Here is a 17,231-nt window from a genome sequence, read left to right as displayed (position 1 = left end):
GAACTAAAGCCACATTCATCTGACATGTGCAGAAGCAGCTGCAGTCATTTATCGGTTACTAATCAAAGTGGTTTATTTTGAAGACAATTTTTCGTATACACGTAAGCAACTTAGGCAGATGACGTAGAAGGAGGTAGATATACTGGCAAGTCAAATCATAGGTGTCGAAGCTTCATATATAATCGGATACAGAAGCCTTTTATATAGTAGAAATGGTGATTATGTTTCAGGAAGTAGAGTCTACATATAAACCAATAATTCATTTTTCTCGAGTGAGGGGATTAAATGGACGGATCTGCAGGATAGGCAGTAATATTCGGATATATAGTGGCAATATGTGTGTGCATTGGCATACTTTTTGAAGATATCTATGGTTATTGTTGGTATTGTAGCTTCGATATTTTTCCTGGTTTTTGGTATTAAAAAGAAAAACAAACTGTTGTACATTGGTGGTCCAATAGTTGTAGTTATTGGTATATGTCTACTATTTGTTGGATTTAATTATTTCCTTGAATTTATCTTTAGTATCGGATTATTCCCAAGGGATTAGGTCCTTTTTTTAAGTAAAAACCGCTATTTTTATCCTTGGATTTCTTACCGCAAACCATAATTACAAGTGTAAACGCAACAGCATAAACGAAAATAACCCCTACAATTATTAGAGCTAAAATAGAAAGACTCATAAGAGCAGCTCCCTTGCAACAAATTTTCCTAACTGCCTCATAATACACAAAAATTCTAAATGTAAATCTATTCCATACGATCATTATAACAATTCTATTTTGCAGGATTAGAGGTTTAATGCAAATAGAAGCTTTTTAATGAAGCTTAACAATGCTTTGAGCCTTGTTGCAATTCCCGTGAAGCGCTCGAAGTAGCGCTGGAGGACTTCTCTGCCACGATTCTTGTCGTTTCGTATGACTATTCGGTTGTGATTGAAAAAATACGAATTGGCTAAAGAGGATATATGAATAATTTACGATTTGTCAAACCATCTTTTAGTCATAAACTAGCGCTCTCTATCTATTGCTGAACTATTCAATAGATTGTAAAATATAACCATTAATGTATCACACTTATTTGAGGAGAGAAATACATGACGACAGTCCAGCAGCAAGCAGCCAAGAGAGCCATGATTGAATGGCTGGCAAATGAACAAGAGCTTGGACATAAGCCCAGCAAAATCGAATTAGCCGGAGAATTCAATCTCCATGACATGCATTATTACATATTCAAATATAAGAAGACCATGCTTGGTAAATGGCTGGTTGGCGTGTGCGGCGGTTATGAACATGCCTCGGACACCGAGCATTGCGGTCATGTATTTAGTGAGATGCAGCCTTATCATCCTGCCACCGCGGAGGAGGAAGCCATATCTATGGTCAATATGATCCGGGAGTATTGGATGCAGCAGGCAGCGCAGTATGAATCGGCGGAGGATCCAGAGCATAACGCGGCAGACATTGAAACGTCATCGGGCATATTCAACGGCTTCGTGCTACTGAACTCGCCCGAATGCGACCTGGAGCTGATAAAAGCCAATCTTCTGCAGGATTGGGGCATCTCATGCTCCCCAGAAGACGGCAGCGCCGAAGAGGAGAAGGACGGGACGCTGGTCTTTGAGGCGGAGGGTTGCATGATTGCAGTCAGCTTCATCAATGCCCCGGTGCCGGATGGCGAGGCCGAGCATTTTGCCCAAGGCAACTATCTGTGGCCCGAGGCTGCCGAGGTCACCCAAACCCATGTCGCTCAGCTTATTCTGGCCGTGTTTAAGCGCTCCGCATCTTCGCTGGATAGTGGTCAAGTGTACACCAAACTGGCGGCCAGCTGTCTTAAGCTGCCGAATGCCATCGGGCTCTACTCGTCCGGCACTGTATTTCAGCCTGAGTTCTTTATCGATATGGCCGAGACGATGAAGACCGAGGATCTGTTTCCCCTGTTGAATCTCGTATATTTTGGTCTAGTTGGTACCGAAACGGGAATCAGCGGATATACCTATGGGCTCAGAGCCTTCGGCAAGGACGAGATCGAGGTGTTGAACAGCCAGGTGACTCCTGTTGAGCTCCGTGAATTCCTGATGGACATTGCTTTATACATCGTAGAGCAGGACGTCACGTTAAGGGACGGGGAAACCATCGGCTTCTCTGCGGAACAGAAGCTTTCGATTACCCGCTCCGAGGGCGTGTATCTTCCTGATGACACCCTTAAAATCGAGTACTGAATCAAATGAATTGACTTTCCAACAAAGCACGCCAAGTCTTCGATATGGCGTGCTTTTTTTATATATCACACTGCTATGTCTTTCTTGAAGGCTTCTATTGTTCATAGAAAATAAACCATTAGACTGAAAAATATAGTATTAAAAATAGCATTTACATTCAGGAACGTACGTTCTAATATGGAGAGGTGTTTGTATACATAAATCATGAAAGGAAGAGACCTATGATTACCATTTATGATTGGTTTGGCTATCAAATACCGAATAAGGAACGTTATCAGTTAATTAAAGAAGCAGGATTTGATGGCGTATTATTATGGTGGAGTGATGGCTTTGGTCGTGACTGCTTTGGTGGAAACGATTACCGTAGAGGACCGCAAATTGCGCGTGAATCAGGGCTTTATATAGAAAATATCCATACACCTGTCCATAATGAGAACAGTCTTTGGCTTGACAATTTGGACGGTGAAGCCGTAACGGATTGCTATTTGCAATGTGTTGCAGACTGCGCCGCATTTGAGATCCCGACAATGGTGGTGCACTTACCTAATGAAGACAATCCAATTAACACATTAGGATTGGATCGAATTAAGAGAATCACTGAAAAGGCTGAACAACTTGGTGTCAATGTTGCGATGGAGAACTTATGGAACCTTTCCAATTTGGCATATGTGCTGGAACAAGTGGATTCTCTACGTATCGGATTTTGCTATGACAGTGGACATCACTATAATCATTGCCCAGACCATGATTTATTATCTATCTACGGTTCTCGGCTGATGGCTTTACATTTACATGATAATAACGGAAGTTATGCTCAGCACGGATTACCCTTCGACGGCACGACTGATTGGTCTACAACCATGGAAAAAATTGCGGAAACCGGTTATACAGGCGCGGTTGCAATAGAGGCCATGAATTGGGATTATGAGGATTTGTCGGCGAAAGAGTTTTTACACAAAGCTTTTGAGCGAGCAAAAAGGCTGGAAGCATTGAAACTCAGTAATGAGTTTATATAGGATTTAGATGTGTCAGTTGCTAAAACTCTAAGTGCTATCCACCCACTTTCACTTCCCTTAAATCTATATCACCAGAACGGCCCACTTGTTGCAGTACTAATTTTTGATGATGAGAAACATTATTCAACTATAAAACCAGTAAGTCAGAACGGATTAAAGCACCTCCAACTTATCTAGTTATGGGTATCTGTAAATAATAATACCTAATTTTGTGAATATATATTTTTATAGTAAAATGACACTTCTACTGTAAAATCAATAACCATATCATTCATTAAAGCCCAAGCAGCCAGCTAAAACCACAGCTGTTTCCTTGGGCTCTTGGCTTTGCTTGCAGCTCTGCAGCCTGGCATGGGAAAAACGGTTGGAAAAGGGGGATTTTTCACTGAAAAAGTGCTATTTATTTACATGATAAAAGTGCAGTTTTCCCCCTCGAATCCATTCATGATTCCCTATTAATGCCTGCCTATTGAACTCTTTTATCCCTTCTTATGCTGATCGTCGTTTTGGTGACCGAGTTAGATATTTTTATCCCTATTCTTTATTTCAATATCCGAACTCCTTATTGACTTGTGAGTGTTTGTCAGAAAGGGACAACCGCAATAACCAGCGGCTTTTTCCATTTTACAAGAGTGTAATTTCCATATGTTGATTGCTGCACATAAATGTACCAGTAGAAGAATTTCTCCCCTCATCAGAGGAATGTATCCTTTAAATGGACTACCGGGTGAAATAGACTGAAAGTAGGTCAAGAAACAAGCAACACAACTTGAAAAAAGAGCCAGGGGGTAATTAGAAAATGAAAAAATCTTCATTACTACTTGTTAGCATCATGTTGTTGTTCTCCATGTTCTTAGCAGCATGCGGAAGCAACAATACTCCTGCAGCAGAAGGTGAAAAGACAGAGACAGGCACTGAAGCACCTACTAAAGATCCTGTAAAGCTTCGCGTATTCTCCACATTCGGTGGTACTGACGCAGCTCGTGAAGCATTCCAAGGTGTCTTGGATGAATTCGTGAAACAAAATCCGCACGTTACAATTGAAAACGATACCATGTCTGCAAATGATGACGGTTTCAGAACAAAGGTTAACACAGATATGAACAGCGGCAACGAGCCGGACCTGTTGTTCTACTTCATCGGTGCTGACGCAGAAGGATTTGTTAACGCAGGCAAAGTTGTTCCGCTGAACCAAATTCTTGATGACAATCCTGAGTGGAAAAATGGATTTATTCCAAGTGCGCTTGAGCTTGCTAGACAAAAAGACGGCAATATCTATGCTGCACCATTGACAGGTTTCTACGAAGGCTTATTCGTAAATAAGAAGATTTTCGAAGAAAATGGCTTGGAGCTTCCAACAGACTGGGAAAAGATGAAAAAGGCAGTTTCCACTTTGTCAGCTAAAGGCATCATCCCACTTTCTGTTCCATTTGACCAATCCCACTACTTGATCGAGCATGCGATCCTTTCCGCAGCTGGCCCTGAGAGCCAAGCAAAAGGCTTGATCGATGGCGTTGATCCAAACTGGGAAAAAGGCTTTGCCGCTATGAAAGAATTGTATGATCTTGGCGCATTCCCTAAAGATGCAGCAACAATCGACCTTAGCATGGCTGGAAACTATTACAGCGAAGGCCTTGCAGCTATGACTCTTGAAGGGTCTTGGGCAATCGGCGGTTGGAGCGACGAGGCTCGCGACAACTCAACAGTTATTCCATTCCCTGCAGTACCAGGCGGTGCAGGTAGCGGTAATGATATCGTAGGTGGTTTCGGTACAGGTTTCTACTTGTCCAAAGCAACTTATGACGATGCAGCGAAGAAAGATATTACGATTGAATTGTTGAAATTCATGACTTCTCCAGAAAGCATTCAAAAAATTGCAACAGCTAATGGCGGTACACCTGCAGCAGACGTTGAAGTGACTGGCTTGGCTCAAGTTGCTCTTGACGGATTTGCTATGGCGGCTAAAGCAGCTTCCATCAGCTCTCCTGTAGACAGCAAAGTATCTCAAGAAACGTTCTCTAACCTTCGTGCAAGCGTTCAACCGGTTGTAACAGGTAAGAAAACACCTACAGCGGCTATCGAAGAGGCGAAGAAGACAGAGGATGCTAACAAAAAGTAATTTTTGTTAGCAACGGTTGAATTATATCTGACGCACGCCGCCCTCTGATACTCGGGCGGCGTAGTCATTTGGAGATGAATGCAGTAAAAAATAACCATCAAAGGTGATTAATTATGAAGGGTGACCGCAAATATATCTTCACGTTCTTGCTACCAGCAGCGGTGTTCATGTCGGTCTTTCTATACTATCCGTTCTTCAAAAGTATTTATCTCAGCTTTTTTAGAACAACAGGATTTTTCGACAAAAAGTTTATTGGCTGGGATAACTACAAGCGGCTGTTTACAGACGAATTGCTAGGTGCGGCAACGCTGCACACATTGGAAATTATGCTCTACGTTATTGTATTCCAAGTAGGTATTGCCTTGCTGCTAGCGGTGCTAGTAGACAACATTAGCAAGTTTAAAGCTTTCTATCGAACAGTATTTTTCTTCCCAGTCGTTATTTCCGGTACAGCCATTTCATTGCTATTCGTACTTGTTTACAACTACAATTTCGGATTGCTGAATAATTTGCTAGCAGGCTTCGGTATTGAGAAGATCCTATGGCTAGATGAAAGCAATGCATTAAGAGCAGTAGCGATCCCAACGGTATGGCACTATGTCGGATTCTACTTTGTTCTTTTCCTTACCGCGATGTCTAAGATTCCTTCGGACTATTACGAGGCAGCGAAGCTTGAGGGGATTACAGGAGTCAAGAAAACCTTCTTGCTTACCATTCCTTTGATAATGAGTGATATCAAGGTCGTTATTACGTTGGCTATTACAGGTACTCTGAAAGTATTTGAATTCATTTGGGTCATTACCAAAGGTCAGAATGGCACAGAGGTACTTGGAACGTATATGTATAAGAAAGCAATGGTGGATCAGAACTTCGGTTATGGATCTGCGATAGCGATATATATGGTGGTCTTTGGTGTTATATTGGCCCTTCTGGCCAACCGATTGTTGAAGAGAGACGAGATAACATACTAAGCATTTTAGGGGTGTACAGTGATGGAGCCAACCAAAGTCGTTGCACATAAAACTTTGCGAGTGAAATCAGGACGGTTTAGTTTAGGCACCACCTTGATGCATGTTGTGTTGATTGCGTGGGCCTTAACAACAATCTATCCTTTATTCTGGATTGTCAATAACTCCTTCAAGATGTCCCGTGACGTCATGAATGATTCCTTTGCGCTTGCATGGAGTCCTGTCATGACGAACTATGCGAATGCATTCGATCGCATGGACATCGGCAAGAGTTATTTGAATAGTTTGATTATGTCCTTTAGTACCGTGTTTCTAGTTTTGCTATTTGGCGGACTAGCAGCTTATGTTTTATCCAGATTCCAATTCCGTGGCAAAAGAACCATCTACTCGATTTTGTATGCTACGTTGTTGATTCCTGCGTTTGCAACGGTCGTGCCTGTCTATGAGATTTTGATCCATTCCAAGCTGGTTAACACTTACTTGGGCCTTATCTTGCCACAGACAGCAGGTAACCTGACATTTGCAACGCTGATTATAGCAGGCTATATGGCGACGATTCCTAAGGAACTCGAGGAAGCATCATTTATTGATGGATGCAACCGCTGGCAGATGTTTACGAAAGTATTCCTGCCAATTTCCCAGCCTGTATTCGCTTCCGCAAGTATCTTCGTATTCTTGTGGTCGTACAATGACCTGTTCTCTGCGCTTATCTTCGTAAACAAGGAGAACGTACGCCCGATTGTTGCCTTGCTTAATGAGATCAGCTCCCAGTATGGTACTGACTTCGGCTTAATGGCAACAGCGGTATCCCTAACGGTTATTCCCGTATTGCTCGTTTATCTGTTCATATCCAAGTATATTGAAAAGGGTCTGACAGAAGGAGCAATAAAAGGATAACAAGTCCATTTCATTCCTGCTTACGAGATGGACATTGTAACAGCATAATCCCTAGATGAGGCGCCTCTTCTGACCACCAGCAGATTAGGCGTCCTTGTCTGTCTGCAGAAAATTTAATGAAATACTCATTTCATCTCCACTCTCATTACAAAAAATTGTTAAATTTGTATATCGCAACAGAAGCTGTCACCAATCCTTCATATGGCGCATACACATAAGAACTACCCTATAGGAGTGCCAGAGAAGGAGGTCGTATCATGACTTATGATGCAGCAACACAATGGTTGGAACAGCGAGGGGTAACGTTAGAATCGATCGCCGAGATTGTCTATGATCTGCAAAAGCCCTATAATGATGTTTTGCAGATAGATCATTGCTTGGAAAGTGTGAAGGCTGTGCTTAGGAAGCGAGAAGTGCAGTACACGTTAATGACGGGGATTGCACTGGACGTGCTGGCAGAGCGCAAGCAGCTGCCGGAGCCGCTTCAATCGATGCTTGCAAGTGACGAGTCCTTGTACGGCGTGGATGAGACGCTTGCCCTAGGCATAACAAGCATGTATGGTATGATCGGCCTGACGAGCTTTGGATATTTGGACAAAACGAAAATTGGTGTGTTAAAAGGTCTTAATAACAGCAAAAGCCATGTGCATGTCTTTTTAGATGATCTAGTGGCAGGAATCGCGGCAGCAGCCTCTTCGCGCATTGCTCATCAGAATGAGAATGCCAACATTTATCCTTCGTATGATCGTCTGATTCCATAATGCGCCGTTTTTGACGATGACAGGCAGTATACACATATATTTTTAACGTAAATCGGGGGTAACATTCGTGTATCCTTAGTTGCGGTTAAATTGTAAATTATGTTATCATAATGGCATTATACATGAGCTTTTGAAGGATCGTTAGGGGGGTCACACGCGAATGTGGACAGTTATCTACATCGCACCGACTGCCAAAATCGCAGATATGATTCTTGCCAGACTGACGGAAGAAGGTTTCCTGGTGCGCATGCGTGCGATTCATCAGTCAAAGCAGCAATTTGAGGTGCTTGTGCCTTCCGGGGAAGTTGAAGAAGTGCAGGAAGTTCTTAATTCGATTTTGCATGCGTAATACGGCTGCTTGTTGAACAGAAGCTTGTTCAGACAGCCGCTTTTTGTTGTCCGGGTGTAGGACATACAGTTAGTTACTGGTGCAGGAGGAAGCTGCTGCATCAGAACTACATATCACGCTCTGAGAGGTGTAACGGGTGTTCAAAGACTTGTTCCAAAAAAAGAAAAAGTATGCCACGGTTCCATCCGTGCGTGATAATCATAATCGTCCTAAGCGAGAGATACCTGAGGGTATCATGAACAAATGTCCGAAATGCGGAAATATTCAGTATTTTAAGGAACTAGAGAAGAACCTGAAGGTGTGCTCCGAGTGTGATCATCATATGCGTCTTAATGCATTCGAGAGAATCAGCATGACGCTAGACGATGGACGCTTCTTTGAGTACGACAGCGAGATGGTGTCGACAGATCCGCTTGAATTCCCTGGCTATGCTGAGAAGCTGAAGCAGCAGCATGAGAAGTCCGGCTTGAATGAAGCCGTTATTACAGGTGAAGGTACAATTGGCGGCTTCCCAGTCGTTATCGCTGTTATGAGTGCTGACTTCTTTACAGGCAGCATGGGTTCTGTTGTAGGGGAAAAAGTAACACGCGCTATTGAAATGGCGATGCAAAAAAATTATCCGCTCATCATCTTTTCCACATCTGGCGGTGCGAGAATGCAAGAAAGTATTCTTAGCTTGATGCAGATGGCGAAGACGAGTGCGGCGCTTGGCAAGTTTCACGAGAGTGGGGGCTTGTATGTCTCTGTCATTACAGACCCTACGTTTGGCGGCATTACAGCCAGCTTTACGATGCTAGGCGATATTATTCTCGCTGAGCCTGGAGCCGTTGTAGGCTTTGCAGGACGCCGTGTAATCGAGCAAACCATTCGTCAGAAGCTGCCGGATGAATTCCAGACTGCGGAATTCAACCTGAAGCATGGTCAGATTGATCTGGTTGTGCATCGCAAGGATATGAAACAAACGCTTGCGAAGCTGATCGATCTGCACACGGTGAAAGGAGAGGTGACCCATGCAGAATGAGCTACCTTATGAGCAGCCTTTATCAGAGCTTAGGCAGAAGATTGACGAGCTGAAGCGATTTGGCGCAGAGAAGGGAATTGACTTTTCTGAGGAGATTGCTCGCTTAGAGGAACGCTACAAAAAGCTTGAACAAGAGATATATACCAATATCAGTCCATCGCAGAAAATGCATCTTGCTAGACATCATCAGCGTCCGACGACATTGGATTTCATACCGCATATCTTCACGGACTTTGTTGAGCTCCACGGAGATCGTCTGTTTGGAGACGATCTCGCTATCGTAGGAGGGATTGCGCGTCTAAACGGAATTCCGGTGACCGTTATTGGTCATCAGCGCGGCAAAGATACGAAGGATAATATTGCGCGTTTCTTCGGCAGTCCTCACCCTGAGGGCTTCCGTAAAGCGCTTCGTTTCATGAATCAAGCCGATAAGTTCAATCGTCCGATCATTACCTTGATCGATACGAAGGGGGCTTATCCGGGGAATACAGCAGAGCAAAGAGGACAAGCTGAGGCGATTGCCCGTAATCTTCGGGACATGGCGATGCTTAAGGTGCCTGTTATTTGCGTTGTGATCGGAGAAGGCGGCAGTGGAGGAGCACTGGCGCTAGGAGTCGGTAACCGTGTTCTTATGCTTGAAAATGCGATTTACTCCGTCATCTCGCCTAACGGCGCAGCTTCCATCTTGTGGAAGGATGCGTCCAAAGCGGATCAAGCTGCTGAAGCGATGAAGATCACAGCAAAAGATTTGCTTGAGATGAAGATCATTGAGGACATTATTCCTGAGCCTCAAGGCGGTGCGCATAAGGATGTTGAGGCAACAGCGGTCCTTCTGAAGGAAGCGTTGATTAAGCATCTGTCGGAGCTTGTGACGATGACTGCAGACGAGCTGCGTGAGGACCGCTATAACAAATTTAGACAAATTGGTCAATTTCAAGAATAAATTAACTGGAAGTGGAGTCATAATCCGCTGAAAAGCTGGAAAAACTTTATAATATGACGATATTCATATACAAATGAAACCGTCTATAGTAAATTATTTTAATGAGAACGATTGCGTATGTTCCGTTTTAGAGATACTAGAGAGCTCACAATTGGAGGAAACCGTAAATGCGTAAAACGAAGATTGTTTGTACTATTGGACCAGCTAGTGAATCCTTAGAGAAATTGAAGCAGCTGATCACGGCTGGAATGAACGTTGCCCGTCTGAACTTCTCTCATGGTGATTATGAAGAGCATGGCGCACGCATCACTAACATTCGTCAAGCTGCAACTGAATTGAACAAGACAGTTGCGATCCTGCTTGATACAAAAGGCCCAGAAATTCGTACAGGCAAATTAGCTGTTGAGCCGATCGAACTTGTTCAAGATGAGTTCATCACATTGACGACTGAAGAAATTCTTGGTGATAAAGACCGCATTTCGGTTACATATAGAGAGTTACCGAGCGATGTTCAAGTTGGATCTACAATTTTGATCGATGATGGTTTGATTGGTTTGACTGTTGTTGAGATTCAAGGAACTGAGATCAAGTGTAAAATTGTAAACGGTGGCACAATTAAGAGCAAGAAGGGTGTAAACGTTCCAGGCGTAAGCATCTCCTTGCCAGGTATCACTGAAAAAGATGCTAATGATATCCGCTTTGGTATCGAGCAGGGCGTTGATTTTATCGCTGCTTCCTTCGTTCGTAAGGCAAGCGACGTGCTTGAGATTCGCAAGCTTCTTGAAGAGCACAATGCGAAGATCCAAATCATTTCCAAGATCGAGAACCAAGAAGGCGTTGACAACTTGGATTCCATCCTTGAAGTATCTGACGGCTTGATGGTAGCACGTGGTGACCTCGGCGTAGAAATTCCTGCTGAAGAAGTACCTCTTGCTCAAAAATTGATGATTGAAAAATGCAACTTGGTTGGTAAACCTGTTATCACGGCTACTCAAATGCTGGATTCCATGCAGCGCAACCCACGTCCAACTCGTGCAGAGGCAAGTGACGTTGCGAATGCGATCTTTGACGGAACAGATGCAATCATGCTGTCCGGCGAAACAGCTGCTGGTAAATACCCAGTTGAATCCGTATTGACAATGTCTCGCATTGCAGAGCGCACAGAGTCTGCGCTTGAATATCGTGAGATCTTCACCAAGCAAAGCTTGAAGCAGCAAACAACAGTTACAGACGCAATCAGCCAAGCTGTTGCAAATACAGCGTTGGATCTTGATGCGAAAGCAATCATCAGCTCCACACAAACAGGCTATACGGCTCGTATGGTAGCGAAGTACCGTCCAAAGGCTCCAATCATCGCGGTTACGGCTTCCGAAGATGTAATGCGTGGATTGTCTCTTACTTGGGGCGTAGTTCCAGTTAAAGGCGAACAAGCGAATTCGACAGACGAAATGTTCGAAGTTGCAATTAAAGGCGGCAAGCAAACAGGCAGCGTAAACGATGGTGACGTTGTCGTTATCACAGCAGGTGTACCTGTAGGCTGCGCAGGCTCTACTAACCTTGTTAAGGTAGACGTTGTAGGAAAAAGCTGCAACTAATTGTAGCATTGCAGTGAGCCCTTGAGGTTCAACCTATATCGCTTATAACGATTATGAAAGAGCAATGGTGATTCACCATTGCTCTTGTTGTATATACAGAGGTCTATTTGGGGTAAGAAAGGATTATCGCATAGAAAGGAGCTTGGACATGCAGAACTCATCAACCTCTCCATCCTTGCATAACCCATGGTATGGACATCATTTGAGGGTAAGATATCAGGAAACGGATCGAATGGGCGTCGTTTTCCACGGAAATTATGTAACCTGGTTCGAAGTTGGACGTACAGAATGGATAAGAGCACTTGGGATATCATATAAGCAGCTAGAGGAACAAGGCTTATTGCTGCCTGTGGTTGATTTGAACATTCGTTATCAGCACCCAGCCAGATATGATGATGAAGTGATTGTCTTTACTAGACTGAAGAAGTTGAGTCCAATCCGAATGACGTTTCAATCTATGGTTACTCAAGTAAGCGAAGAAGAGAGAAAGGCAGCATTCGCTTCCTCCTGGGTGGCTGAGCCAATCGGCTCGACGCTCGTAGAAGGCGAAACAACGCTGGCATGGGTTGGATCAGATTGGAAGCCAAAGCGATTTGATCGAGAACGACCAGACATATGGGGCCAATTGAAGCAGGTCTCATCAAGCTAAGCATCTAGCAAGGAAGAAAGGAGTGATGAAGATGATTTGGATACTCTTGCTGCTTACTATCGTACCGGCGATCGAGATTTATGGGTTTATTTTGATGAGTGATTGGATCGGTGGCTGGAATACACTGTTCTTTGTCATTCTATCAAGTTTGATTGGCTTGATTATCGTTAGGCACGAAACGACTCAAGTCGTTCGGGATGCACAAAGCCAGATGCAGTCAGGTCAGGTGCCGGGTAGAGCATTTATCGATGGAATATGCATATTCGCAGGAGGGGTACTGCTCCTTTCTCCAGGATTTTTTACGGATATCGTTGGATTTACGCTTGTATTCCCCCTAACGAGACCGGTGTACCGCCATTTTATTCTGAAATGGATCGAGAAGAAAATGAAGGATGGAAAAATCATTACGTTTCGCCGTTTTTAGTTTGAAGGAAACCACAGCTTGAAAGAAATACAGATAGAAAAGACGGAGCAAGGAGTATGATCCTTCTCCGTCTTTTTCTATTGCATCTTGTAAGGATCATCCTGAATGTCTACTTCAAGTTTGCTTGGCATTATCTCCTGCCATAGATAATATAGCGATGGAGATCTCCCCATATATTTGCACGATGAATGGCAGCCCCCATTACAAGAGAGACTGGGCCGATAATAAGGCCCAACACGCCGAATAATTTGAGTCCCACAAACATGGCGATTAGGGTTAGCAGCGGATCAAGGCCTACGCTTGAGGCGAGAACCTTCGGCTCCATAACCTGTCTTGCTACAAGCACGATGCCATAAAGAATCGATAGGCCGATGCCTATAGAAACATCTCCGGCAATAAAGCAGTAAGCAATCCATGGAACCATAACCGCACCCACTCCCAAGTACGGGAGCAGATCCACGATGCCAATAAGCAACCCAATCGTTACGGCATAATCGATCCCAATAATCATTAAGCCGATCGTGATGACAACTGCCGTAATCGAGATGAGAATAAACTGAGCGCGAAGGTAACCGAACATTGCTTTTTGAAGATCAACCCAGATGCTTTTGATCGGCTTTCGAATACGTTTTGGAACAGTATCTTTTAAGAGCTGAAGCCATCTCTTCCAATCCTTGCTGATAAAAAAAGCGGCGAGCAGCACGACCACGGTGATCGTTGCGATATTTGGCAGTGAGGACAAGATCAGTACAATGCTATTCAATAGCCCGCTGACGAGCGACGTTATTGTATTGGTGACCGTTTCAGCAGTCCTTGAAATATTCGAGTTGATCGTCTCTTGCAAATTCGGATTGTCGGAGTATAAGGAGTTGATCGTGAGAATAAAGCTTTGCACCTCTTCGCCTTGGAGAATCTGTATAAAAAGCTCCCGCCACTGATCCAAATAATCCTGTATAGAGAAGGAGAGGCTGATGATTTCCTTGACGATGCGTGTAATAGCAGCAGCTGTAATCGTAAGCATAGCGGAAAAGAACAATCCTAGCGCAACTGTAACACTAAGCCACCTTGGAAATCGCAGCACATGCTGCATGCCATTTACGAGCGGATTCATCATAAGTGCGATCAGCCATGCCAGTATAAACGGATAGAGCAGTGGAACTAAAATATATATTCCTGCCAATACGCCTATCGTCACGAATAGGATGAGCAGGCAGCGCGAGATTCTCGACCACTTTACAGCATTCAAGTACATTCCCCCCCTTTAGGGTATGAACAAGAGCTTTCGCTTTGATCACGGACAAGTATGCTTCATTATATGCAAGGGGCTGTACCAATATGGTCTTCATTTCACAAATTCTAGTGAAGTTTCAAGAGAAATACGTAAGGTGGCGCAAGTTCACACAAATGATTAAATGTGCGTAAATGTTGATAAATATTCATGGTTCTATTGAAATATATGGAGAATAAGTTGGAAAATATTTGTTTATTTTGCTCTGGACTGTGATTGAAATCATTTTATTTATGCCAGTGATAAAGCATTTCTATCCACTTTTTGCATATTACTCGTTCCCATTGACGACAATTTCCATTACAATTTATTTTGTAAAACATTCCTTTTCATCGAATTGTGACAACTTGTAGGCGCATACATCAGATTTGCTTAATAAAGAACACATGTGTAAAGGGGAGAGGCAGATGACAGCAACAAAGGGTCTTGAAGGAATTGTTGCGGCCACCTCATCGATCAGCTCCATTATCGATGGTGTATTAACATACCGTGGTTATAACATTGATGATCTAGCAAGCTTTGCTACATTTGAAGAAATTATTTATCTGCTATGGAACGGTAAGCTTCCTAATGAGACGGAGCTTGCAGGTTTGAAGTCTCAGCTCAGCGAGAATGCGGAGCTTCCATCTTCCATTATCGACACCCTGAAGCTGTTCCCTAAAGATGCCAATACAATGGCAATGCTTAGAACTGCGGTATCTGCACTAGCGCTGTATGATGATGCAGCGAATGACATGAGTCATGAAGCGAATCTGTTGAAGGCCATTAAACTTCAAGCGAAGACACCTACGATCATTGCTGCCTATTCTCGAATTCGCCAAGGACTGGAGCCCGTCCAACCCGTTAAAGGGCAGTCCATTGCTTATAACTTTTTATTTATGCTAAACGGCGAAGAGCCGGAAGCAAGTTCTGTTGAAGCTATGGATAAAGCACTAGTTCTGCATGCAGATCATGAACTGAATGCTTCCACATTCTCTGCTCGTGTAACGGTAGCGACGTTGTCTGATATTTACTCAGGAATTACGTCCGCGATCGGAACGTTGAAGGGACCGCTTCATGGAGGAGCTAATGAAGCCGTAATGGTGATGCTTGAAGAGATCGGTTCGTACGATCAAGTGGACGATTATATTCAAACGAAGCTTGATCAGAAAGAGAAGATCATGGGCTTTGGTCACCGCGTGTACAAGAACGGCGATCCTCGCGCGAAGCATTTGATGAAGATGTCTGAGGAGCTCGGCAAAGCAAAAGGCAATCCGGAATTGTACAACATGAGCGTTCGTATTGAAGAGCTGGTTACAGGTCAAAAAGGACTTAAGCCAAACGTTGACTTCTACTCCGCCTCCACGTATACCATGCTTGGCATTCCACGCGATCTCTTTACGCCTATCTTTGCAATTAGTCGGATGAGCGGCTGGACAGCTCATATTCTTGAGCAGTATGAGAACAACCGCATTATTCGCCCTCGTGCTGAATATACCGGTCCAGCAAGCCAGATTTTTGTTCCAATTCAAGAACGTTAAACCTTAAGGATGTTTCCGTAATTCTCAAAAAAGGTTGTCATTGGAAATAGTAGGTTGCTACAATAGGAGAGTAGCACCTACATAGGCTTGTCCGTGACGGCTGCTGCTAGGATTACTGACTTATATCTAGTAATTAATTTGTTAGGAGGACATTGCATATGCTTCAATTAGAAAAGATTTCCCCGCCAACAGAGGGCGAGAAAATTACGATTCAAGACGGCAAGCTTCAGGTGCCAACTAACCCGATCATTCCTTTTATTGAAGGTGACGGAACTGGCCGTGATATTTGGCGTGCTTCGAAGCGTGTGTTGGATGCGGCAGTTGAGAAGGCGTACAATGGCGAGCGCAAGCTTAGCTGGTATGAAGTGTTCGCTGGAGAAAAAGCCTACAACACATTCAATGAATGGCTTCCAAACGATACATTAGAGGCTATTCGCGAATATATCGTTGCGATTAAAGGCCCATTGACAACACCAATCGGTGGCGGTATCCGCTCCTTGAACGTAGCTCTTCGTCAAGAGCTGGACCTGTATGTGTGCTTGCGTCCTGTACGCTATTTCGATGGAGTGCCATCTCCAGTGAAGCGTCCGGAGCTTGTAGATATGGTTATCTTCCGTGAGAATACAGAGGATATCTATGCAGGTATCGAGTATCAATCCGGCTCTGAAGAAGTGAAGAAAGTGCTTGAGTTCTTGCAGCAGGAGATGGGCGTGAAGAAGATTCGCTTCCCTGAAACGTCTGGTATCGGAATTAAACCGGTTTCCTCTGAAGGCTCGAAGCGTCTTGTGCGTGCAGCGATCGAATACGCAATCAAACATAACCGTAAGAGCGTTACGCTTGTTCATAAAGGCAACATTATGAAGTTCACAGAAGGCGCGTTCAAAAACTGGGGCTACGAAGTTGCGGAGCAAGAGTTCCCGAACGAAACCTTCACATGGGGTCAATATGACCGCATTAAGGATGCAGAAGGTCAAGAGGCAGCAGATCGTGCTCAAGCAGAAGCGCTTGCTAGCGGCAAGATTCTCATTAAGGATGCGATCGCTGATATCGCACTTCAACAAGTATTGACACGTCCTACAGACTTCGATGTCATTGCTACATTGAACCTGAATGGTGACTACTTGTCCGATGCTCTTGCTGCTCAAGTAGGCGGTATCGGTATTGCGCCTGGTGCAAACATCAACTACATTACAGGTCATGCAATCTTTGAAGCAACTCACGGTACTGCACCGAAGTATGCGGACAAAGACGTTGTGAACCCGGGTTCTGTCATCTTGTCCGGCGTTATGATGCTTGAGCATCTTGGCTGGCAGGAAGCTGCTGACCTCATTTACAACGGTATGGAAGCGGCGATCAACAATAAGACTGTAACTTACGACTTCGCTCGTCTGATGGAAGGCGCAACGGAATTGAAGTGCTCTCAATTCGCAGATGAGATTATTAAGCATCTAAGCTAATAT

15 protein-coding genes are annotated in these 17,231 nt (G+C 44.0%); 14 read left to right on the top strand and 1 reads right to left on the bottom strand.

Translation table 11 applies throughout. The features are described 5' to 3' along the window. Positions 1–1,096: 1,096 nt before the first annotated feature. From I2H74_RS04195 to I2H74_RS04140, 12 genes are all read left to right on the top strand, one after another. The gene (locus tag I2H74_RS04195; protein ID WP_195571884.1) at positions 1,097–2,221 is read left to right on the top strand and encodes a DUF4261 domain-containing protein; all 1,125 of its coding nucleotides are present in this window, start codon (positions 1,097–1,099) and stop codon (positions 2,219–2,221) included. Between the two features lie 221 nt (positions 2,222–2,442). Continuing rightward, on the top strand, positions 2,443–3,237 hold the full coding sequence (locus I2H74_RS04190; RefSeq protein ID WP_195571882.1) for a sugar phosphate isomerase/epimerase family protein: 795 nt from the start codon (positions 2,443–2,445) through the stop codon (positions 3,235–3,237). A gap of 799 nt (positions 3,238–4,036) precedes the next feature. Further along, positions 4,037–5,356 (top strand): ABC transporter substrate-binding protein, encoded by a 1,320-nt coding sequence (locus I2H74_RS04185; RefSeq protein WP_195571880.1) that lies wholly within the window; start codon positions 4,037–4,039, stop codon positions 5,354–5,356. Between the two features lie 113 nt (positions 5,357–5,469). Then, the gene (locus I2H74_RS04180) at positions 5,470–6,327 is read left to right on the top strand and encodes a carbohydrate ABC transporter permease (RefSeq protein WP_195571878.1); all 858 of its coding nucleotides are present in this window, start codon (positions 5,470–5,472) and stop codon (positions 6,325–6,327) included. Positions 6,328–6,348: 21 nt separating this feature from the next. Further along, positions 6,349–7,221 carry a carbohydrate ABC transporter permease gene (locus tag I2H74_RS04175; protein ID WP_195571876.1) on the top strand — a complete coding sequence of 291 codons (873 nt, stop codon included), beginning with the start codon at positions 6,349–6,351 and terminating at the stop codon, positions 7,219–7,221. Positions 7,222–7,478: 257 nt separating this feature from the next. Next, positions 7,479–7,982, top strand: coding sequence for a phosphatidylglycerophosphatase A (locus I2H74_RS04170; protein ID WP_195571874.1), 504 nt, complete (start codon positions 7,479–7,481; stop codon positions 7,980–7,982). A 160-nt stretch (positions 7,983–8,142) separates the two neighbouring features. Continuing rightward, on the top strand, positions 8,143–8,331 hold the full coding sequence (locus I2H74_RS04165; protein WP_085496570.1) for a glutamate decarboxylase: 189 nt from the start codon (positions 8,143–8,145) through the stop codon (positions 8,329–8,331). A 136-nt stretch (positions 8,332–8,467) separates the two neighbouring features. After that, a complete protein-coding gene (gene accD / locus I2H74_RS04160; protein WP_195571872.1) occupies positions 8,468–9,352 on the top strand; it encodes an acetyl-CoA carboxylase, carboxyltransferase subunit beta in 885 nt (294 codons plus the stop codon). Beyond that, a complete protein-coding gene (locus I2H74_RS04155) occupies positions 9,342–10,295 on the top strand; it encodes an acetyl-CoA carboxylase carboxyltransferase subunit alpha (RefSeq protein ID WP_195571870.1) in 954 nt (317 codons plus the stop codon). Before accD ends, I2H74_RS04155 begins: the two co-directional genes overlap by 11 nt. Positions 10,296–10,462: 167 nt before the next feature. Further along, positions 10,463–11,890, top strand: coding sequence for a pyruvate kinase (pyk, locus tag I2H74_RS04150; RefSeq protein ID WP_195571868.1), 1,428 nt, complete (start codon positions 10,463–10,465; stop codon positions 11,888–11,890). A gap of 148 nt (positions 11,891–12,038) precedes the next feature. Beyond that, positions 12,039–12,539 (top strand): acyl-CoA thioesterase, encoded by a 501-nt coding sequence (locus I2H74_RS04145; protein ID WP_195571866.1) that lies wholly within the window; start codon positions 12,039–12,041, stop codon positions 12,537–12,539. A gap of 25 nt (positions 12,540–12,564) precedes the next feature. After that, positions 12,565–12,963 (top strand): FxsA family protein, encoded by a 399-nt coding sequence (locus I2H74_RS04140; protein ID WP_195571865.1) that lies wholly within the window; start codon positions 12,565–12,567, stop codon positions 12,961–12,963. 130 nt (positions 12,964–13,093) lie between these two features. Here the strand turns inward: I2H74_RS04140 and ytvI are convergent, their stop codons facing one another. Beyond that, positions 13,094–14,209, bottom strand: a complete 1,116-nt coding sequence (ytvI, locus tag I2H74_RS04135) for a sporulation integral membrane protein YtvI (protein WP_195571863.1) — start codon at positions 14,207–14,209, stop codon at positions 13,094–13,096. Positions 14,210–14,658: 449 nt separating this feature from the next. Here ytvI and citZ point away from each other — a divergent pair, with 449 nt between their 5' ends. Then, positions 14,659–15,771, top strand: a complete 1,113-nt coding sequence (gene citZ / locus I2H74_RS04130; protein ID WP_195571861.1) for a citrate synthase — start codon at positions 14,659–14,661, stop codon at positions 15,769–15,771. Positions 15,772–15,929: 158 nt separating this feature from the next. Beyond that, the gene (gene icd, locus I2H74_RS04125; RefSeq protein ID WP_195571859.1) at positions 15,930–17,228 is read left to right on the top strand and encodes an NADP-dependent isocitrate dehydrogenase; all 1,299 of its coding nucleotides are present in this window, start codon (positions 15,930–15,932) and stop codon (positions 17,226–17,228) included. The last annotated feature ends 3 nt before the right edge of the window (positions 17,229–17,231 follow it).

This window comes from Paenibacillus sp. 1001270B_150601_E10 (genome assembly GCF_015558675.1).
Lineage (GTDB): Bacteria > Bacillota > Bacilli > Paenibacillales > Paenibacillaceae > Paenibacillus_B.
Note: the sequence above shows the minus strand (reverse complement) of the source record. Positions and strands in the feature narration are given on the sequence as shown.